The organism is Saccharothrix sp. ST-888 (assembly GCF_000955975.1).
Classification (GTDB): Bacteria; Actinomycetota; Actinomycetes; order Streptomycetales; family Streptomycetaceae; genus Kitasatospora.
This window is the reverse complement of sequence record NZ_JYJF01000018.1, coordinates 20,017-39,785: the sequence shown is the minus strand read 5'-3', so window position 1 is coordinate 39,785 and position 19,769 is coordinate 20,017. Positions and strand designations below refer to the sequence as shown.

16 protein-coding genes are annotated in these 19,769 nt (G+C 73.3%); 7 read left to right on the top strand and 9 right to left on the bottom strand.

All coding sequences use genetic code 11. The features are described from left to right. Window positions 1-221 precede the first annotated feature (221 nt). Entirely contained in the window at window positions 222-968 is a 747-nt protein-coding gene (locus UK12_RS09485) for a FadR/GntR family transcriptional regulator (RefSeq protein WP_231591113.1), read from the top strand. A gap of 129 nt (window positions 969-1,097) precedes the next feature. Here the strand turns inward: UK12_RS09485 and UK12_RS09480 are convergent, their stop codons facing one another. Together UK12_RS09480 and UK12_RS43120 are read right to left on the bottom strand one after the other, a co-directional pair. Then, window positions 1,098-1,316 carry a DUF2277 domain-containing protein gene (locus tag UK12_RS09480; protein ID WP_045301735.1) on the bottom strand — a complete coding sequence of 73 codons (219 nt, stop codon included), beginning with the start codon at window positions 1,314-1,316 and terminating at the stop codon, window positions 1,098-1,100. A 35-nt stretch (window positions 1,317-1,351) separates the two neighbouring features. Further along, window positions 1,352-2,584, bottom strand: coding sequence for a DUF6777 domain-containing protein (locus tag UK12_RS43120; RefSeq protein WP_052681742.1), 1,233 nt, complete (start codon window positions 2,582-2,584; stop codon window positions 1,352-1,354). Window positions 2,585-3,397: 813 nt separating this feature from the next. On the opposite strand from UK12_RS43120, the gene UK12_RS09470 reads away from it, so the two are divergent. Then, complete coding sequence (locus UK12_RS09470) at window positions 3,398-4,669, top strand: streptophobe family protein (RefSeq protein ID WP_045301733.1); 1,272 nt, start codon at window positions 3,398-3,400, stop codon at window positions 4,667-4,669. A 189-nt stretch (window positions 4,670-4,858) separates the two neighbouring features. Beyond that, window positions 4,859-6,223, top strand: a complete 1,365-nt coding sequence (gene lysA / locus UK12_RS09465) for a diaminopimelate decarboxylase (RefSeq protein WP_082119458.1) — start codon at window positions 4,859-4,861, stop codon at window positions 6,221-6,223. A gap of 57 nt (window positions 6,224-6,280) precedes the next feature. Here the strand turns inward: lysA and UK12_RS09460 are convergent, their stop codons facing one another. From UK12_RS09460 to UK12_RS09450, 3 genes are read right to left on the bottom strand one after another with little or no spacing between them, the layout of a single operon-like run. Further along, complete coding sequence (locus UK12_RS09460; protein WP_045301731.1) at window positions 6,281-7,303, bottom strand: serine/threonine-protein kinase; 1,023 nt, start codon at window positions 7,301-7,303, stop codon at window positions 6,281-6,283. A 9-nt stretch (window positions 7,304-7,312) separates the two neighbouring features. After that, entirely contained in the window at window positions 7,313-7,840 is a 528-nt protein-coding gene (locus UK12_RS09455) for a hypothetical protein (protein WP_045301729.1), read from the bottom strand. 25 nt (window positions 7,841-7,865) lie between these two features. Further along, window positions 7,866-10,202: an FHA domain-containing protein gene (locus tag UK12_RS09450; RefSeq protein ID WP_045301727.1), complete on the bottom strand. Its 2,337-nt coding sequence runs from the start codon at window positions 10,200-10,202 to the stop codon at window positions 7,866-7,868. Window positions 10,203-10,356: 154 nt separating this feature from the next. Here UK12_RS09450 and UK12_RS09445 point away from each other — a divergent pair, with 154 nt between their 5' ends. After that, complete coding sequence (locus tag UK12_RS09445; protein WP_045301725.1) at window positions 10,357-10,683, top strand: hypothetical protein; 327 nt, start codon at window positions 10,357-10,359, stop codon at window positions 10,681-10,683. 187 nt (window positions 10,684-10,870) lie between these two features. Here UK12_RS09445 and UK12_RS09440 read toward each other — a convergent pair whose 3' ends face one another. Continuing rightward, a complete protein-coding gene (locus tag UK12_RS09440) occupies window positions 10,871-12,343 on the bottom strand; it encodes an FAD-dependent monooxygenase (RefSeq protein WP_045301723.1) in 1,473 nt (490 codons plus the stop codon). Between the two features lie 105 nt (window positions 12,344-12,448). Between UK12_RS09440 and UK12_RS09435 the strand changes: the two genes are divergently transcribed. From UK12_RS09435 to UK12_RS09425, 3 genes are all read left to right on the top strand, one after another. After that, the gene (locus UK12_RS09435; protein ID WP_045301721.1) at window positions 12,449-13,060 is read left to right on the top strand and encodes a TetR/AcrR family transcriptional regulator C-terminal domain-containing protein; all 612 of its coding nucleotides are present in this window, start codon (window positions 12,449-12,451) and stop codon (window positions 13,058-13,060) included. A 353-nt stretch (window positions 13,061-13,413) separates the two neighbouring features. Then, a complete protein-coding gene (dacB, locus tag UK12_RS09430) occupies window positions 13,414-15,015 on the top strand; it encodes a D-alanyl-D-alanine carboxypeptidase/D-alanyl-D-alanine endopeptidase (protein WP_052681741.1) in 1,602 nt (533 codons plus the stop codon). Between the two features lie 454 nt (window positions 15,016-15,469). After that, a complete protein-coding gene (locus tag UK12_RS09425; protein ID WP_052681740.1) occupies window positions 15,470-18,298 on the top strand; it encodes an ATP-binding protein in 2,829 nt (942 codons plus the stop codon). Between the two features lie 323 nt (window positions 18,299-18,621). On the opposite strand, the gene UK12_RS09420 is transcribed toward UK12_RS09425, so the two are convergent. The 3 genes from UK12_RS09420 to UK12_RS09415 form a co-directional block, all read right to left on the bottom strand. Then, entirely contained in the window at window positions 18,622-18,912 is a 291-nt protein-coding gene (locus UK12_RS09420; RefSeq protein ID WP_045301719.1) for a dsRBD fold-containing protein, read from the bottom strand. Further along, the gene (locus UK12_RS39540) at window positions 18,909-19,079 is read right to left on the bottom strand and encodes a hypothetical protein (protein WP_156178623.1); all 171 of its coding nucleotides are present in this window, start codon (window positions 19,077-19,079) and stop codon (window positions 18,909-18,911) included. The genes UK12_RS09420 and UK12_RS39540 overlap by 4 nt, the downstream gene beginning before the upstream one ends. A 117-nt stretch (window positions 19,080-19,196) precedes the next feature. Further along, the gene (locus tag UK12_RS09415; protein WP_045301717.1) at window positions 19,197-19,757 is read right to left on the bottom strand and encodes an HD domain-containing protein; all 561 of its coding nucleotides are present in this window, start codon (window positions 19,755-19,757) and stop codon (window positions 19,197-19,199) included. Window positions 19,758-19,769 lie beyond the last annotated feature (12 nt).

Here is a 19,769-nt window from a genome sequence, read left to right as displayed (position 1 = left end):
GGTGTTCGGTGGGGGATTCCGAAACGTGCGCCCACGGCACTGTGGCCGCCAATGGCCCGGAAACAGACCATTGGCGTAATGCGCATGCTTCACCCCCCGCCACCACCGCGTCAAGAGGACGTGCGAGAGCGAGCGTTGAACCGCTACCGGAACAGCTCCCCCGGGACGGATCCGATCCGTTCGCCGACCCGTCTGTGCGAATCCCTCGGTACGATGCCCACGTGGAGCAGGCAGACAGACGCGGGATACGCACGGACTGGCAGGGCGGCGCGATCTTCCGGCCCGTCCGGACCGGCAACGCGTTCGAGGAGACGGTCCAGCGGCTCCTGGAGGCCATCAAACTCGGCATCTTCGAGCACGGCGACCGACTGCCCCCCGAACGCGAACTCGCCGCCCGGCTCAACATCAGCCGCGAGACGCTGCGCGAGGCGATCCGCTCGCTCCAGCAGGCCGGCTGCGTCGAATCCCGCCGCGGCCGCTACGGCGGCACCTTCGTCACCTACCGCCAGCCGCCGCCCGACCTCGGCGAACTCCGCCGCGCCGTCCGCCACATGGGCGCCGAGCTGGAGGACGCGCTGACCTACCGGATGGTCCTGGAGACCGGCGCCGCCGAACAGGCCGCCAGGCGCATGCTGACGGATCATCAGGTCGACCATCTGCGCAGCCGGCTCGCCGACCTGGAGCAGGCCACCCCGGCCGGGTACCGGCAACTCGACTCCCGGTTCCACCTGGCGATCGCCGAACTCACCGGCTCCCACTCGCTGGCCGCAGGCGTCGCCGAGATCCGGATGCGGCTCAACGACCTGCTCAACGCCATCCCGATCCTGGACCGCAACATCGAGAACGCCTCCGAGCAGCACCGCGCGATGGCCGAGGCGATCCTGGCCGGCGACATCGACCGCGCCCGCCGGGCGACGGAGGAGCACTTGGAGGCCACCGCCGCACTGCTCCGGGGGTTCCTGGGCTGACGGACCGCCCGTGCCACCGTCCCGGCCACCGGCGGGCAGGGCCGCGTGGGCCCTGGCGTCACCCGGGGCCTGCCTCGGTGCCCCGGTCCGGCGCCCTGGTCCGTGCGGGCCCATCCTGGTCGGTTCGGGTCAGCCGGTGTGTGCGCCGCGGACCACCAGGTCGTCCAGCAGCTCGCGGGTGGCCTCGGCCACCGCCTCCACCGCCCGGTCGAACACCTCTTGGTTGTGTGCGGCGGGCGCCCGGAACCCGGAAACCTTCCGTACGTACTGCAACGCCGCCGCGTGGATGTCCTCCTGGGTGACTTCGGGCATCACCGGAGGCCGCAGCGTCTTGATACTCCGACACATGCTCCCAGTCTCCCTCACCCGCGCCGGGAACCGGTCTAGCCGGGTCCGGACGACAGGTCACTCGGGAGCGGGCTCGGCGGCACCGTCGAGGTCGGCATTCCGCTCGAGGTCGGCATTCCGCTCGGGGTCGGCAGCTCGCTCGGGGTCTGCTCGGCGCTCGCAGCCCCGGTGGGACCGGAGCCGGTACCGCTGCCGGTGGCCGTCTCCGGACTTGTCGTGCCCGGACTTGTCGTGCCCGGACTTGTCGTGCCCGGACTTGTCGTGCCCGGACTTGTCGTGCCCGGAGCGGTCGTGCCCGGACTTGTCGCGCCCGGACTTGTCGCGCCCGGACTTGTCACGCCCGGAGCGGTCGTATGCGGACTCGTCCCACCTGGACTGGTCTCACCCGGACTGCCCGCACCCGAACCGGTGGCCGCACTCGTGCCATGGCTCGCGCTCGCGCCTGCCGTCGGATGCGTACTCCCGCCCGTACCCGGAGCGCTCCCGCCCGTACCCGGGGGACTGCCGGTGGCCGGGCCGGTGGCGGTGGCGGCACCCGTGGGGCCGACGGGCTTCGCGAACGATGCGCCGCTGGACGGGTCCACCACCACGAGCTGCGGCATCGGACTCGGTGCCGGGATCACCACCACGACCGTCTGGGTCCGGAAGGACGGCCAGGGCGTGCCCAGGTAGCTGGGCTTGGCGCTCAGGGCCGGCGGCAGCAGCGGGTTGCCGCAGGCACAGCGGACCCTGGGGGACCCGTGGGCGTCGACCAGGACCGCCGTACCCGCCTGAAGCACGGCCTGGAACGCCGTCGCCGAGCCGTTACTGAAGCCGTGGTTGGTCACCCGGGTGTCGGCCCGCAGGACGACCGGCGTCAGCGTCTGGAGGTACGTGCCGATCGCGCCGGGCTCGATGCCCTCCACTCCCGCCCAGGCGCGGGCCTTGGCGGGGTCGGAGGCGAGGAAGCCCGCGAGCTTGGGGACGTCGCAGCTGTCGGCCGAGGTGCTGCCCCCGTACAGGCCCGTCTGGGTGCCCTGGACCGACTGCCCGGCACTGGTACCCACCGAGGCGGTCACCGTCGCGGAACCGCCTGCGGCCGCCGAACTCCCGTTCCCGGACGGCGATGCCGACGGCGCGGTCGGCTGCGTCGCGACCGAGCCCGTGAACGGGTCGGGGCCCACAGCGCTCACGGGTTGCAGCACCACCTGCGAGGTGGCTCTGCCCCCGGTGGTGCGGTTGGTCAGCACGAAGGTCACCGCCCCGGCCACCACGACCACCGCCGCCACCAGAGCGATCGTCCGGCCTCTGCTCCACCCGGGCCCGGGCTTGCGACGACGCCCCGGTCCACCGGGGAAGCCGGCCAGCCAACGGGGCTTGGACGGCGGTCCCGAACCAGCCCCGGCACCGGCACCAGTCCCAACCCCGGCGCCCGGACCAGCCCCGGCGCCGGCCCCGGTGCCCGGCCCCAGGAGCGGCCCGCGCGGAGGTCCCGTCGGCGTTTCGCCGGCACCCGTTCCCGTGCCTGCCCCTGATCCGGTACCGGCTCCCGCTCCCGGGTCCGAGCCGCTCGGCGGCCCGTACGGGCCTGCCACCGTCGGTTCGTGCGATGGCCTTTCCGGGCGCTCCGTCGGACGCCTTTTCGGCGGCAGGTCCGGCGGCACGTCCGACGAGTCGGTCGGGGAATCGGCCGGGGAATCGGCGATCGGCTCGTTCGGCTGTCCGCCGGAGTGCCGGCCAGGACGTTCGTCGGGCCCCTCCGGGGGCGGCGGCTGGGAAGTCACGGGAATCCTCCAGGACTGGGCTGCTCTCCCCCGTCTCGCTCGCCTCGTCGGTCCTCTCGTCCGTCCTCCGGACTCCTCCCCGGCTCTCATTCTCTGCTGGCCCTAACCGCACCCCGCAACCGCTGGCGGATCGCCCCGAACCGGTCCGAGCAGTCGCCGATGCCCGCGACGTGGCCGAAGCTGGGAGCAGTCGGAAGGAAGCCCGTCCCGGGGGACACACACTCGTCGGGAGACCGCGTGCAGCCGAGTGACCAACCTCCGCGTCACCAACCTCCACCCGACCGGCCGCCGTCCGGCCGGTCCACAGCCGCCGAGCCGGTGCCGGGCCAGTCCCCGTCCGGCCGTCCGGCGAACGCCGTAGGCCGCCAACTCCGGCTCTGGGCGGAGGCGCTGGCCGCTGCGGTCGCCCCGCTGGTGGTCATGGCCGTCGTCGCCGCGCTCGGGCTCTGGGCCGCCGGGGCCGAGGCGCTGCCGGAGGGCGCCTTCCCGTATGTCGTGGCCGCCACCGTGCTGCTGGCCGTCGGTGTGCCGCTCGACCTCACGGGCAGCGCCGCGTTCATCGCCCAGGCCCAGGGCGGGATCACCGGTCTGCCGCTGTCGGTCACCCTGGTCGGGGCGCTGGTGGGCGGTGCCGTCTTCCTCCGGCCGCTCCGGCACCGGGCCCTCGTCGGGCCCGTCGAGCTGGCCGGACGCACCGTCCGTACGGCGGCGCTCTGGCTCGCTCTGCTGCTCCTGGTACGGCAGTTCGCCCAGCACACCTTCACCGTCCCCACCGGCGACTCGCTGCTGGACCAGCTCGGCACCATCTTCGGCGGCGCACCGACCGTGGGGTTCCGGGCCGCCCCGGCGGCGACCGTGGGCATCGGGCTGGCCTGGCTCTGCGGGGTCCTGCTGCTGGCCTTCCTGATCGCCCGGCGCGCGCCGCTGCCCCGGCACCTGCTGCGCCTGCACGCCACCGTCAGACCGGCCGGACACGCCGTGCTGACCCTGCTGACCGGGTACGTCCTGGTGGGCCTGGTCGTCGGACTGGTGTCGGCCGCCACCGACGGTCATCCGCGCGACACCATCGCCGTCCTGCTGCTCGCGCTGCCCAACCTCGCCTGGATCGCGCTCGGCGTCGGCATCGGCGGTTCCTGGCACGGCCACTCGGCGGGCACCATCGGCCTGCCGGTCCCCGAGCCGCTCGCCTCGGTCCTCCAGGCGTCCCGGACCAGCGATGTCACCCTCGACCTGTCCTCGCTCTCCCAGCAGGACGGCCGCAGCTGGCTGCTGCTGGCGCTGGCCGTGGTCATGGTCCTGCTCACCGGCGTCGGCGCCGCGCTGCACTCCCCCGACCGGCTGCCGCTGTGGCGCTACGCGCTGAACCTGGCCGTCGCGCTGGCCGTCGCCGTGCTGGCGATCGGGCTGCTCACCACGGTCTCCGCCGAGTTCGGCCTGTCCCTGCTCGGCCTGGACAGCGGCGCGGGCGGCCTCCACCTCAGCCCCGACCTGCTGGTCACCGTTCCGCTCGGCGCCCTGTGGGGCGCGGTCGCCGGCCTGCTCGGCGGCCTGCTGGCCCGCAGCCGACCCCGGCGGACCGGGCGCCCCTGAGCCACCGTTTGACCCACCGTTCCGGGGCCGGTGGGGGCACCCGCGCTGTCAGGGTGTCGTCAAAGCGGGCGTGATCCGCGTAGGCCACGCGTCAAGGCGCGGTGCGGCCGGGGTTCGGCGGGCATCCACTGGGACGGCGGGCCGAAGGTGCCAGGGGCTCGCGTCGCGCGTGGAAGGAAGCCGTCCGCCATGACCCAGACCCAGGTCGCCCTCGCCGCCCCCGCCGAACGTCCGGGCCGAGTGCTCGGAGGGCCGCCGGTCGGCAGCCCGTGGCCCGCCTCCGCCCGCGCGGGGACCGGCGGCGAACTGCTGGTCGGCGGGGTCGGCCTGGCGGAGGCCGCCGACCGGTTCGGCACCCCGCTGTACGTCCTGGACGAGGACGAGGTGCGGACCCGTGCGAGGGCCTATCGCAGCGCTCTGCCGCAGGCCCAGGTGCTGTACGCGGCGAAGGCGTTCCTGTGCAGCGCGCTGGCCGACTGGATCGCCGAGGAGGGGCTGGGCCTGGACGTCTGCTCGGCGGGCGAACTGCGGCTGGCGGCCGCGACCGGGTTCCCGCCGCAGCGGATCCTGCTGCACGGCAACGCCAAGAGCCCCGAGGAGCTCCGGCTCGCCCGGCGGCTGCGGGTCGGCCGGATCGTCATCGACGGCCTCGCCGAGATCCCCCGGCTGGCCGCACTCGCCATCGCGGACACCCCGCAGCGGGTCCTGGTCCGCGTGCTGCCGGGCGTCGCGGCGGGGCACCACGCGGCGGTCCGGACCGGGGTCGACGGGCAGAAGTTCGGCTTCGGGATCACCGGCGGTGACGCGGCGGAGGCGGTCGGCCGGGTGCTCGCCCAGCCCAGCCTCGAACTGGCCGGCCTGCACTGCCACCTGGGCTCCCAGATCACCGAGGTCGAGCCCTATCTGGCCGCCCTGGACCGGCTGGTCCTGCTGCTGGCGGAGATCCGTGACCGGCACGGCGTCGAACTCCCCGAGCTGGACCTCGGCGGCGGCCACGGTGTGCGCTACCGCCCCGGTGAGGAGGAGCTCGACCTCGCCGACTTCGCCGCCCGGGTGAGCGGGCACCTCGCCGCCCGGTGCGCCGAGCACGGCCTCGCGGTCCCGCGCCTGCTCGTCGAACCGGGCCGGGCGATCGCCGCGCCGGCCGCCGTGGCGCTCTACCGGGTGCTGTCGGTGAAGCACGCCGCCGACGGCCGGACCTTCGCCGCCGTCGACGGCGGGATGAGCGACAACCCGCGCCCCGCCCTGTACGGCTCCTCCTACGCCGTCCGGCTGGTCGGGCGGGTCTCCGGTGCCCCGACCGCCGTCATCGACGTGGTCGGCCGGCACTGCGAGGCCGGCGACGTCCTGGTGCACGCCGCCGAACTGCCCGCCGACCTGCGTGCGGGCGACCTGCTGGCCGTACCGGCCGCCGGGGCGTACCAGCTGTCCATGGCCTCCGGCTACAACCTGGTCGGCCGCCCGGCGGTCGTCGCCGTCCGCGACGGGCGCGCCCGGCTGCTGATCCGCCGGGAGACGGTGGAGGACTTCCAGGCCCGCGAGGTCGGCCGGTAGAGCGGTACGCCGGTCGGCCGTGGACTCCTGGTCCACCGTGGTGGGCCGGTCAGGCCGTCAGCCGGCGGTGCCGTCCCGGGCGCCGAAGACCGGCCAGGCCCAGGCGGGCGGCACGGGTACCGCCCCGGTCTCGGTCCCGGGCTGCGGCTGCGGCCGGGGTTCGGGTGCCGGACTCGCCCCGGGCAGCGTGGTGATGACCGGGACGGCCGCCGCCCGGTCCCCGGACTCCCCGGCGGCCCGCAGCGCCGCCACGAAGCCGAGGCAGCTGTCGTAGCGCTCGTCCGGGGTCTTGGCGAGCGCCTTCACGAGGACCGCGTTGAGCGCGCCGGGCAGCTCGGGCCGGGCCGCGGTGATCAGCGGCGCGGGGTCGTTCAGGTGGGCCCAGAGCAGGGCGAGGTCGTCCTCGCGCCGGAACGGCGGTGCGCCGGTGAGGACCTCGAAGACCACGCAGCCCAGGCTGTAGAGGTCGCAGCGTCCGTCCACCGGGCGGCCGCTGATCTGCTCGGGCGCGACGTAGTCGAGGGTGCCGACGAACTGGCCCACGGTGGTCAGTCCGCTCAGCGAGAGGGACTTCTTGGTGAGGCCGAAGTCGGTCAGGTAGGCGTGTTCCGGTCGGTCGGCGTCGGGGCCCTCGGCGATCAGGATGTTGCCGGGTTTGACGTCCCGGTGGACCAGGTCGTGGGCATGGGCGGCGTCCAGTGCGGAGGCGACCTGGGCGATGATCCGGACCGTCTGGGGGACGGAGAGCGGGCCCTGCCGGTCCAGCAGCACGCCCAGATCGCGTCCGGCGACGTAGCGCATGGCGATGAAGAGCACGCCGTCCACCTCGCCCGCCTCGTACACCGGGACGATGTGCGGGTGGTCGATGGCCGCGGCGGCCCGGGACTCGCGGGCGAAGCGCTGCCGGAAGACGTCGTTGCGGGCCAGTTCCGGTGCGAGCAGCTTGATCGCGACCGTACGGCCGAGCCGCAGGTCCTCCGCCCGGTAGACGACGGCCATCCCGCCCCGGCCGATCTGCGGCCCGAGCCGGTACCCGGCCAGTTGGCGGCCGGTCAGGTCCTCGTAGGCGGCGGTGTTCATCCGGGTCCGCTATCCGGTCGTGGGCGGCTCGACCGCGGCGTACGTCTGCAGGCGGGTGCCGTCGCAGTAGTACCAGCGGCCGTGGTCGAGGTCGAGCAGCCAGGCGGACGGGCCGTCGATCACCGCGCCGATCCGCAGCGCGCCCGCCTGGCGCCGGAAGGTGTCGAGGTCCAGCCGGCCGGCGGCGAACCGGTCGACCAGGTCGCGGTAGGCGGCGAGGGTGCGTTCCAGGGCGTCGAGCAGCGGCCGGGGGTCCTCGGTGGTGCCGAGCGGCTGGACGCTGCCCGGCGGGCGGTTGGGAAGGGCGACGAGCAGTCGGCCGTCCACCCAGGCGCTCCAGCCGTTGGCGCAGACGATGCGGGCCCAGTTGCCGCTGGTGTCGGTGAGGCGGACCGGCAGCAGCGGGTCCAGCCGGGCGCTCGGCCGGGAGGTGTCGGGCCCGGCCCAGGTCGGCAGGCCGTCCTCGGGGACGACGTGGGTGGGCCGGAACGCGTACGGATCCCGGTCCGGGCCGTCCGGGTGGTGCGGGCTGCTCATCGGCGCCTCCTGTCGACCCGTCCGGCTACCGGCGCATGACGGCGGGCTCGTGCCGCCGCAGCAGCCGGACCACCACGATGCCGAAGACCACCGAGAGCGCCACCAGGGCGCCCAGGTCGAGCAGCCAGGTACCCGTACGGTGGGCGAAGAACGGGTCGGCGGTGAGCTTGCCGGGCACGATCCGGTGCATGTCGACGGTGGCGGACATGGCGGCGAACGCCCAGCGGGAGGGCACCAGCCAGGACAGCTGGTTGACCACGGGCACGCTGTAGAGCGCGAGCAGGGCTCCGCAGAAGACCACCTGGACGATGGCGAGCAGCACCAGCAGCGGCATGGTCACCTCCTCGCGGCGGACCAGGGCGGAGATCACCAGGCCGAGCATCATGGCGGTGAAGGAGAGCAGCGCGACGGCGGTGGTGATCTCGGCGAGTGGTGGCAGCAGCACGCCGCTGCCACCCTGCGGGCGCAGCCGTACCCCGATCAGGGCGACCAGGGTGAGGACCACGGACTGGATCACGGTGACGGTCCCGAGGACCACGATCTTCGAGCAGAGGTACGCCGATCTGGACAGGCCGACGGCTCGTTCGCGCTGGTAGATGGCGCGTTCCTTGACGAGTTCGCGCACCGCGTTGGCCGCGCCGGTGAGGACTGCGCCGACGCAGAGGATGAGCAGGGCGCTGGTGGCGCCGCTCGCGGTGAGCTTGCCGCCCGCCAGGGCCCGGGCCATCGCGCCCATCACGAAGGGCAGCGCGATCATGACCGCGAGGAAGGTCCGGTCGGTGGCCAGCGCGGTGCTGTAGCGGCGGACCAGGGTGCCGAGTTGGGACCACCAGCCCTGCGGGGGCGGCGGCGCCACCGGGGGGGTGGTGGGCGGTGCCGCCCGGCCGGGCGGGTGCATCGCGGAGGCGATGTAGCGGCGGTGGGCGGTGGAGTCGCGGTACTCGCCCGCCCAGTCGCGGCCGGTGTCGTTCTCGAAGGCCTCGAAAGCTTCGGGCCAGTGGCTGTAGCCGAAGAACTCCAGGGCCTCGGCGGGCGGGCCGTAGTAGGCGATCCGGCCGCCGGGGGCGAGCAGCAGCAGGCGGTCGCACAGGTCGAGGCTGAGCACGCTGTGGGTGACCACGACGACGGTGCGGCCGTCGTCGGCGAGTTCGCGCAGCATCTGCATGACGGAGCGGTCCATGCCGGGGTCCAGGCCGGAGGTGGGCTCGTCGAGGAAGAGCAGCGAGGGCTTGGTGAGGAGCTCCAGGGCGACGCTGACCCGTTTGCGCTGGCCGCCGGAGAGGTTGGCGATGACCTGGTCGGCGCTCTTGCCGAGGCCGAGTTCGCCGATCACCTCCTCCACCCGGGCGGCGCGTTCGGCTCCGGCGGTGTCGCCGGGGAAGCGCAGCTCGGCGGCGTAGCCCAGGGCACGGCGGACGGTGAGCTGGGTGTGCAGGATGTCGTCCTGCGGGACGACGCCGATCCGGCTGCGCAGCTCGGCGTAGTCGTGGTAGAGGTCGCGGCCGTCGTAGCTGACGGTGCCCTGGTCGGCGGGGCGCAGCCCGGTGAGCGCGTTGAGCAGGGTGGACTTGCCGGAACCGCTGGACCCGGCGACCGCCACCAGGAAGTCCTGCGCGACCGGGAAGGTGATGCCGTCGAGCAGCCGGCGGTCGTCGGCGACGGTGACCACCAGGTCCTCGACGTCGAGGTCGATGTCGCCGGTGTCGACGAACTCCTGGAGCTCGTCCCCGACCAGGCAGAACATGGCGTGGCCGATGCCCACCAGGTCGCTCGTGCCGACCTGGGCCTGCTGGACGGGCTGGCCGTTGAGGTAGGTGCCGTTGTGGCTGTCGAGGTCGACGATCTCGTAGCGGCCGTCGGGGGTGGCGCGCAGCTCGGCGTGGTGGCGGGAGACGGAGAGGTCGGGCACGACGAGGTCGTTGTCGGTGGCCCGGCCGATCCGGATGATCCGGGCGGGCAGGTGCCGGACGGTGGTCGGTGCCCGGGTGGAGCCGGTGATCGAGGTGAGCCCGGAGGTCGTCGGCGCGACGGCGGTCGGCGTGGGAACGGCGCGCAGGGTCGCGGTCGGTCCGTCGTCGGGGTTGCCGAAGCGCAGCGTGGTGCCGGGGCCTACATCGAGGTGATGGACCCGCTGTCCGCCGGTCCAGGTGCCGTTGGTGCTTTCGGTGTCGTCGAGCGTCCAGTGGCCGTCGTCGGTGTGGAGCACGGCGTGGTGCCAGGAGACCCGCGGGTCGTCGAGGACGATCTCTCCGGCGGGGTCACGTCCTACGTGGTACTCACGGCTCGGGCTCATCTCCTGCGAGATGTCGCCGGTCTCCAGCACCAGGTGCGGCGCAGTGGACGCGACGGGTCGCTGTCCCATGTTCCTGATGCTAGCCCTCCGTCCGGGTGGCCGCCGCTGGGCCGCCGGGGTGTCCGGGGTTCGGCCCTTCGGGTGCGGCGGCGGCTCGTTCGGGTGAGGCAGTCGGTGGTGTCGCTGCCGGGTGGGGGGCGGCCTACCGGGGGAAGATAGGCGCATGAGCGACGAGCAGCGGGGTCAATCGCCGGCCGGCAGCGCGGTCTCCTGGGCCACCTGGACCACTCAGGGGATCCTGTCCGGGCGGGGCGGGGTGCTGACCAAGGAGATCGGCGCGATCAGCGGGGATCTCACGGTGCACACCATGTGGATCGACGGGGAGGCCAGGTGCACGGTGCAGTACTCGGGTGCGCTGGACTGGTTCACGGTGCAGGGCAGTCCGGTGCCGGCCGAGGACGAGTCGACCGCGCGGAACATCCACCAGGCGATGGTGAACGCGGTGAAGGCGGGGGGCGGCGCACAGGCCCCTCAGCAGGCTGCCCACTAGCCTCTGGCCGGGAAGAGCCCCCAGAACACGCACGCCTCCAGCCTTCGGCCGGGAGGTGCCCCGCCTTGCGATGCACGCATGGATGGGGGTGCCCCCGGCTGGGGCTGGGGGAGTCGCGCGCTGATCCGGCCTGGTCCGTGAGAGAGGGGCACCGAGCGGGTCCGGCGGGTGGGATCACCGAGCGCGCTCAGCGGCACAGGGTGCGCAGGGCAGTGAGACAGTCCGAGGCCCGGCGCTGCGGGTCGGTGTCGGTGCTGGCCCAGGCGATCCGGGCGTCCGGCCGGATGAGGACGGCGGTGACGTCCAGCCAGATCGGCTCCGTTGTTTCGGCGTTGACGACAGCTGCTCGCTGTTCCAGGCCATCCGTGGGGCACGGCGTCCGCGTCCCGCCGAGGTCCAGCAGCAGCGGCCGGCCGTGGTGCATCAGCGGGTGGGCGCTGGGTGCGTCGGCCGTGTCCAGGGCGAGGCCGGCCAGTCGCGTGCCGTTCAGCGGGTGCGCGCCGGGTGCGGTGTCGGCGGGGAGCGGATCGTCGAAGCCGGCGATCCGGCGGGCCCACTGACGGTTGGTCTCTGCTTCGGCCAGCGCGGCGGACCAGACCTCGCGCAGCGCGATCTGCTCCGGGCTCGCTGCGGCGAACAGGGCGAGTTGCGCGCGGGTGTTGTCGATGACGGCGCGGGCGGCCGGCCGGCGCTCCGTGTCGTAGCTGTCGAGCAGTCCGTCGGGCGCCCGGCCCTGGAGAGTGGCGGCCAGCTTCCAGCCCAGGTTGGTGGCGTCCTGGATACCGAGGTTCATGCCCTGCCCACCGGCCGGGAAGAACATGTGCGCCGCGTCCCCGGCCACCAGCACCCGTCCGGCCCGGTACCGCGCGGCCTGGCGGGTGGCGTTGCCGTAGCGCGACAGCCACCGGGGGTTGCGCATGCCCAGGTCCCGTCCCAGTAGCGCGCGGGTCTGCTCGCGTACCTCCTCCAGGGTCAGCGGTTCGCCGGTGCCACGGTGCATGGTGGCCGTGGACAGGCCCGCCAGCCGGTGGACGCCGTCGCCGATCGGGGCCGCCAGGAACGAACCGGCCGGCCCGGTGGCGGCGAGCGGCGCGGTGGGCGGATCGTCGAGTTCGACGTCGGCGAGCCACCCGGTCAGCGTGGTGTCCTGACCGGGAAAGTCGATGCCGGCCGCCTGGCGCACCGCGCTGCGGGTGCCGTCGCAGCCCACTACCCAGCGGGCCCGCACGGTCCGGTGGGTGCCGCCGGCCCGGATCACCACCTCGACGGCGTCCGGCCCCTGGCTGAGCGAGACGACTTCCTCCCCGCGCAGCACCTGGGCGCCCACGGAAACCGCGTGCTCCTCCAGGAGCTGTTCGGTGACGGACTGACCGAGCGCCAGCATGAACGGGTGCACTGCCCCGACCGTGGAGAAGTCCAGCCTGGTGGTCGCCGCCCCGAAGTGGCCGGTCGGCACCGGGGTGCCGCGTTCGATGAACCGCTCCGCGAGTCCGCGGGTGGCGAAGGTGTCCAGCGTGCCGGCCTGCATGCCGACCGCGCGCGACCGTCCGTCCGGTGCCGCCCGGCGTTCCACGACGGTCACCTCCACCCCGTGCAGGCGCAACTCCGCGGCCAGCCAGAGCCCCACCGGGCCGGCCCCGGCGATGAGCACGTCGAGCATGACAACCACTTCCTCTCGCTCTTGTCCGTTGGACAAGAATGAGCATGCCCTAGAATTGTCCATTGGACAACAGGGGCGCGGAAGCCGACCGGGAAGGCGCATCGGATGAGTACGACACGGGGCGAGATCGTCGCCGCCACGCTGGCGCTCCTCGACGAGCACGGGCTGGACGGCGTGACCATGCGCGCCGTCGCGGCCCGGCTCGGCGTGCAGCACAACACCGTCCGCTGGCACGCCTCCAGCAAGGGCCGCCTGCTCGAACTGGCCTCCGACCAACTTCTCATGCACTGTCTCGACGAGCCGCTGCCCGAGACGTTCCCCGACCGGCTCAAGGAACTGAGCCGCCGCTGCCGCACGGCACTGCTCTCCCACCGCGACGCCGCCAGAATGGTCGCCGGCGTCTTCGCAGCCGAGCCCCGCACGCTGCGCTACGCCGACACCGTGATCGCCACCCTGCTGGCGGCCGGCCACTCGCCGCGCACGGCCGCATGGACCCACTGGACGATCTTCTACCTGACCCTGGGCCTCACCCAGGAACAGCAGGCCGCCCAGGAGACCGCACCGGCCCTCCTCCCGGACCAGGTCCCGGCCGACACCTACCCGGCCCTGGCCGCGGTCCTGCCGTACGTCGGCCCCGACAACTTCGACCAGCGATTCGAATTCGCCCTCGACCTGATCATCGCCGGCCTTCCCCGGGCCGAGCGACCAGTCGGCTAGTCCAGGGCCGCCACGGACCTGGCTCGACGGGGCCGGAGCCGGCCGGGCCGGGTCTGCGGAGCGTTCGAGCGGAATCGCCGAGCGTTCAGGCAGGTTCGCGGAGCCTTCCGGGCGGGTGAGACCTTTCGGCTTCCGGCGGCGTGGAGATCGGTGGTGTGTTCCGGGCACCGCGCCGGATCCGGCGATCTGGCGATCATCTGACCGACTGTCTGATGATAGTTTGCGCCTGACGACAAGCGGGGGCTTTCGGCCGCTCCGTGCCGGTCTGTGGGGGCCTGTGACTCGGCCGCGCCCTGCTCCGGTGCGGTGGGGGTTCGGCTGCGCCTCGCCGTACCCCGACGTATGGAGCGATCTTGCCTCTGCCCGCGCGCCTGCACCGCCGTACGCTGCCCCTCGCCGCCGTGGCTCTCGCCGTCTCCGTGCTGGCGGGTTCCGCCCAGGCGGACACACCGTCACCGGCCGACCCGACCCTCGCGGCCGACCTCGACGCGATCCTCGCCAACCCGGTGATGGCGGGCGACGAGACGGGAGTCCAGGTCGTCGACCTCGGCTCCGGCAAGGTCGTCTACCAGCACCAGGCCGACGCCTACCTCACCCCGGCGTCCACCATGAAGACCATCACCTCGGCCGCCGCGCTCGACCTGCTCGGCCCGGACTACGAGTTCACCACCGAGGTGCGCACCACCGGCACCCGCAAGGGCTCCGTGCTCAACGGCGACCTGGTGCTGAAGGGCGGCGGCGACCCGAGCCTGCTGCCGCAGGACCTGGAGGACCTGGCCGCGAAGGTGGCGGCCGCCGGGATCACCAAGGTCAACGGCCGGGTGCTGGCCGACGGCAGCCGGTACGACAACGTGCCGCTCGGCCAGGGCTGGGCCTGGGACGACGAGCCGTACTCCTACAGCCCGCAGATCTCCGGTCTCACGATCGCCACCGACAGCGAGTACGTGATGGACACCGTCAAGGTGACCGTCACGCCCGGCAAGGAGGGCGAGGCGGCCAAGGTCTCGCTGTTCCCGGCCGAGGCACCGATGAAGTTCAGCGGGCAGATCACCACCGGTGCGGCCGGGAGCGCGCAGAGCGCGGACGTCCAGCGCGAGCGCGCCCTCAACGTGCTCGCGCTGACCGGCAGCGTGCCGGCCGGCGGCGCCCCCGCCAGTTTCCTGGCCACCGTCGAGGACCCGACCCGCTACACCGGCCAGGTCTTCGCGGGTGCGCTGGCCCGGCACGGCGTCACTGTCGGCAAGGGCGTGACGGCGGCGACCGGCCGCGAGACCTCCAAGGCGCTGGCCGGGCACGACTCGCGTCCGCTCGCCGAGCTGATGCCCCCGCTGCTCAAGCTCAGCAACAACGGCATCGCCGAGCACCTGACCAAGGAGATGGGCAAGGTCAAGGGCGGGCAGGGCAGCTGGGCCGCCGGGGTGAACCAGGTCGGCGGCTTCCTCAAGGCCAACGGCCTGGCCGACCCGGCGGGCCGCCAGGTCGACGGCTCCGGCCTGTCCCGCTACGACCTGGTCACCGCCGGCAAGATGACCGGCCTGCTCAAGGTGGCCGCCGGCAAGCCGTGGTTCAAGAGCTGGTACGACGCGCTGCCGATCGCCGGCAACCCCGCCCGGATGGTCGGCGGCACCCTGGCGGCCCGGATGCAGGGCACGGCCGCAACCAACAACGTGCACGCCAAGACCGGTTCGATGAGCGGCGTGGACAACATCTCCGGGTACGCCACCGCGCCGGACGGACGCAAGCTGGCGTTCACCGTGCTGGTGAACAACTACGCCGGTCCGCGCCCGCGCGCCGTCCTGGACGCCATCGCCGTCCGGCTCGCCGCCGGGCCCGCCAAGGCCCCGTCCGGCAAGGCGCCCGCGCAGCGGATCGCGCCCGAGCTGGCTCCGTCGGGCCGGTCCGCCGAGGTGCCGACCACCCGCTGGGAGGAGTGCGAGACCCTCGGCCGCTGCTGACCCGCGTGCCTGACTCACCCGCCCGACCCGCGCGACCGGTCGGGCGATCGTCAAGCCGTCACTGTCTGAATCACTCTTTCCGGGCATTGACAGATCGGACGCGAGAGCCGTAGCCGAGCCCTGCCGACACTCGTTGGCAGGGCTCGGTCCGTTTCCGCTCCTCGCCCGGCTCTCCGGGAGGAAGCACGTCCGGTGCGCAGCGGGCAGCAGACCGTCTCCGACGGAGAGGCGACGGCTTCGGGCGCGGGCTGAGCCGTGGCGGCCCGGTGCGCTTGGCAGCAGGGCGGTTCGGAGTGGACGGACTCGACCAGCCTGGTCCGCAAGGTTTCTGCAAGCGTCCGACAGGCCTTCCGCCAGGCACCCCGGGCATCCCCTCGACACGGCCGCAGAAGTGCTGTCACAGCGCGGCCGGACAGTCGGTCCCATCGATCAACCGATCAAGGGGGATGCATCCATGGCTTCGAAGAGTGCAGGGCGCCCGCCGGTCCGCCGCGCCCCTGACCAGTGGGCGACGCTCGGTGGCTGCAAGCGGGTCCTGGTCGCCGTCCACACCCTGGTGTACGGCCAACGGCTGCAGGACATCTTCGAGTTGCTCCGGTCCGACCTGCGGATCCAGGTCGTGTTCACCGTCGCACCGCACGCCTTCAACCCGGGCGTGGACGCCTTCCTGCGCGGGCTCGGCGCCGCCGTGCTGCCGTGGGAGGAGGCGGTGCGCTCGGACTTCGACCTCGCGCTGGCCGCAGGCTCGCAGGGCATCGAGCAGATCCGGGGCCCGGTGGTCCGCCTGCCGCACGGCGCCGGGAACATCAAGCTCTCCCGGCCCGCCGACGGCGGACAGCGCACTGTCGGCGGACTCGGCCGCAGCTACCTCACCTGGGCGGGGCACGACGGCGAGCAACTCGCGCGCATCCACCGCCAGGTGCTCCGGGGCGCCCCGCCGGCCGATCTGCTCCGCGACCGGTTCCGCCCCGGCCGCCCCGGTGCGACCGCCGCCGTCCCCGGCCCGTCCACCCTGCCGCCGGTCGCCCATCTGGTGGGCCGGGAGGCGGAGTTGGCCCGGCTCACCGACGTGCGCAGTGCGGCGGGCCCCGGCGGGGTGATCAGGATCGAGGCCATCTCCGGGATGGGCGGCATCGGGAAGACCGCACTGGCCGTCCACGCCGCCGAGCTGCTGCGCGAGCGCTTCCCCGATGCCCAGCTCTACCTCAACCTCCGCGGGCACTCCCCCACCCAGGAGACGCTCACTCCCGAAGCAGCCCTCCGCACCCTGCTCCGGGCGCTCCGACTGCCGCCCGAAGCGATCCCCGCCGGGGCCGAGGAGCTCGGCGCGCTCTGGCAGCGGGAACTCGCCGCCCGCCGCGCGGTGATCGTCCTCGACGACGCGGCCGGCCCTGATCAAGTCCGCCCCCTGCTCCCCAAGCGGTCACCGTCCCTCGTCCTCGTCACCAGCCGCCACCGGCTGGCCGAACTTCCCGGGTCCGCACCGGTCTTCGTGCAGGCCCTGGCCGTGGACGACGCCGTCGCGCTCTTCCGCCACCTCGTCGGACCGGACCGCGCCGAGGACTCGGACCAGGTCCGGGCGATCGTGGAGCGCTGCGGGTACCTCCCGCTCGCCGTCACCCTGGTGGCCAGCCGCTTCAAGGCCCATCCGGCGTGGTCGCTGCACCACCTCGTGCAACGGCTGGCCCGAGAACCCGGACGGCTGGGCGAGATCCGGCACAGATCGGAGGAGATCGCCCGCACCTTCGAACTGTCGTACCTGTCGCTGACACCCGACCAGCAGACGGCCTTCCGCAGGCTCGGCCTGCACCCCGGCCCCGACTTCGGCCCGTACGACGCGGCCGCGCTCTTCGGGCTGGGCATCGACCGCGCCGAGCGCATGCTCGAAAGCCTCCTGGACTGCCATCTCCTCGAAGAGCCGGCCCCGGACCGCTTCCGCGCACACGACCCCCTCGCCGACTACGCGGCCCACCTGGCCGCCCGGGACGAACCGCCCGAGCAGCGGGAGCAGGCGCTGCACCGGCTGACCGCCTTCTGCCTGCTCTCCGCCGACCGGGCCGACCGACTGCTGTACCCGCTGCGCACCCGGCTTCCCGTCCCGCACGCGGCGGCGCCGTCGCCGCAGCCGCAGTGGGCCGACGGGACCGAGGCCCACGGCTGGCTCGTCCGGTCCGCGAGCACACTGATCTCCGTCGAACGGCTCGCCCGGCGGCACGGACATCCCGCCGAGGCCGCCTGGCTGGCCCACGTCCTCGGTGAATTCCTGCACAAGGAGGGACACTTCGCGGCCGCCGAGACCATGCACCGGGCCGCCGCCACCCACTGGGAGGCGGTCGGCGAGACCCGGGCCAGGCTCCGCGCCCTGCTCAACCTCGGTGCGACCCTGGAACGCCGGTCCCGCTACACCCCCGCGTACGACGCCGGCGAGCACGCCCTCACCCTCGCCAAGACCACCGCCGACCTGGACGGTCTCATCGAGGCCCACCTGCTGCTCGCAACCCTTCACTGGGCCGTCGCCGAGTTCGACACCGCACTGATGATCCAGCGCTCCGCCCTGCGCGTGCACGCCAGCCATGGTGGCCACGGCGGCCACGGCGGCCGTTGGAACCGGGCCCGCATCCTCAACAACACGGCGGTGTCGCTCTCACTCCTCGGGGAGCAGCCCTCGGCCCTCGCCGCCTTCACGGAGGCACTGTCGGAACTGCGCCACATCGGCGATTCCCGCCTGGCGGCCGGCAGTCTGAGCAACATCGGACAACTCCAGCAGGAAATGGGCGACCTGGAATCGGCGCGGCGGTCCTTCGAGGAGGCTCTGGACCTCGCCTCGCGCGTCAGTACGGACGACCACCTGGCCGCCATCCAGATGAATCTGGCCGGCACCCTGACCATCCCGGCGGAACTCCCCCGGGCGCTCGCGCTGTGCCGGGCCGCGCTCTCCACCTGCCGCCGGCTCGGCGACCGCCGCAACGAGGCCAACGCGCTGATCGCCCTCGGCCACGCCTGCACCGGCGCCGGACAGCACCGGCAGGCCAGGAGCCACTACGCCGCCGCCCGCGACCTCGCCCGCACCATCGGATCCGCCCACGAGGAGACGATCGCCCTGCGCGGCATCGGCGGCGCCGAGGCCGCACTCGGGGACCGCGCGGGAGCGGTGAAACGTCTGACCGAAGCCGTACGGCTGGCCCGCCTGATCCGCTCCCCCGTCGAGGAGACCCGAGCCCGGGAAATGCTCGACGCGATAACCGAACAGATGAAGGGAAGCGACACGTCATCGGGCGGATGATTCACCGGAAGACTGAAAATACTGCCTTAATTGCATATGCGGCAATTGCATATGCGGCGCCGGGCCACAGTAGGGTCCTCTCGCGAGCGAGGCATTGGACGGCTAAATCTAATGCTTTAGCTCGGGGATTTCAAGCCCTACGAGCCAAGGACGTATTCACAACATGCGCAGGAAAATCGCCGCGGTGGCAACCCTCGTCACCGGACTCCTGTTCGTCACGGCAGCCCAGGCCCAGGCCGTGACCCCGGACGTCTACATCATGTTCTGACGAGGGGCTGTCCCTCGCTCCCCGACCCATCCGGGAGCGAGGGACAGCGGTCGGGTCACTCCACGTCCCGCCGTCGGGCCGACTCCGCCGCCTCGGCGGCCACCGACCCCGCGTGGACCAGGCGGTGGCCCAGTTCGATCAGGGCGCGGCCCGCCGCGAGTTCGTCGCCGATCACGGTGACGGGCGGATCGTGGGGGCTGCGGCGGGCCTCGGCGGCGGCCTCGATGATGTTCGCGCCCGTGTTCAGCACGAGGTGGGCCTGGGTGAGGTCGCCCTCCTCGGTCAGCCGGAGTCGCACCGTCCACTCCGTGCTGTGGGGCGGCTGCTGCTCCAGGTTGGCGCTCACCGTGCGGTGTCTTCCGTCGCGTCGTCGAGGCGGTCGCCCTCGGCCTGGGACTCGAACTGCGCGTTCGCGTTCTGGAGCGAGGTGATGCCCTCCTCCGGGTCCGCTGCCCGGACGTCGTCCCGGTCCTTCTCGGTCTTCTCTGCGAACTTCTCCTGCATGTCGGACATCACGGGCTCCCTCTGCTCGAACCCGGCCCCCCTCGGCTCGGCGCCGCGGCGCGCGGCCGACCGGGCGGCACGTACCTTTCTGCTACCAGCCTGCCCCTACCGCGCCGTGCAGGCCACTCACCCGCCGAACGGGGCGCTCCCCCCCGGTTCGGCGGACTCCCGCAGTTCGACGGACTCCCCCAGTTCGGCGAGCAGCGACGGATTGACGGTCTCGACGATCGTCCGGATGTCCGCCGGGGCCACCGCCGGCCACAGGACCCGGCGGGCGGCCCGGTAGCGGGTCGCGAGCCGCTCCCGGTCGGCGGCCGGGAGACGGGCGGCCCGGGCCGGGACCGAGTTGTGCGCGTTGTCGGCGATCTTCAGTAGGGTGGCCGAATGGTCGGTGGTGATCTGCTGGAGCATGGCCTGGTACGCCACATCGGGGGCCTTGGTCACCCGGCGCACCGTCGCGACCACGTCGGACGGCACCCCGGCGCGCAGCAGGTCGTCGGCGCCGAGCCCGGTGTCCTCCAGGACGTCGTGCAGCAGACCCGCCATCTGCAGGCCGACGCCGAAGGGGGCGAGCCCGGCCGCGACCGCGCGCAGGTGCCCGATGTACGGTTCACCGACCTTGTCCAGCTGCCCGGCGTGTGCGTCGGCCGCGAGGGCCTCGACATCGGCAAGGGTCAGTGCAGGCACAACGGCCCTCCG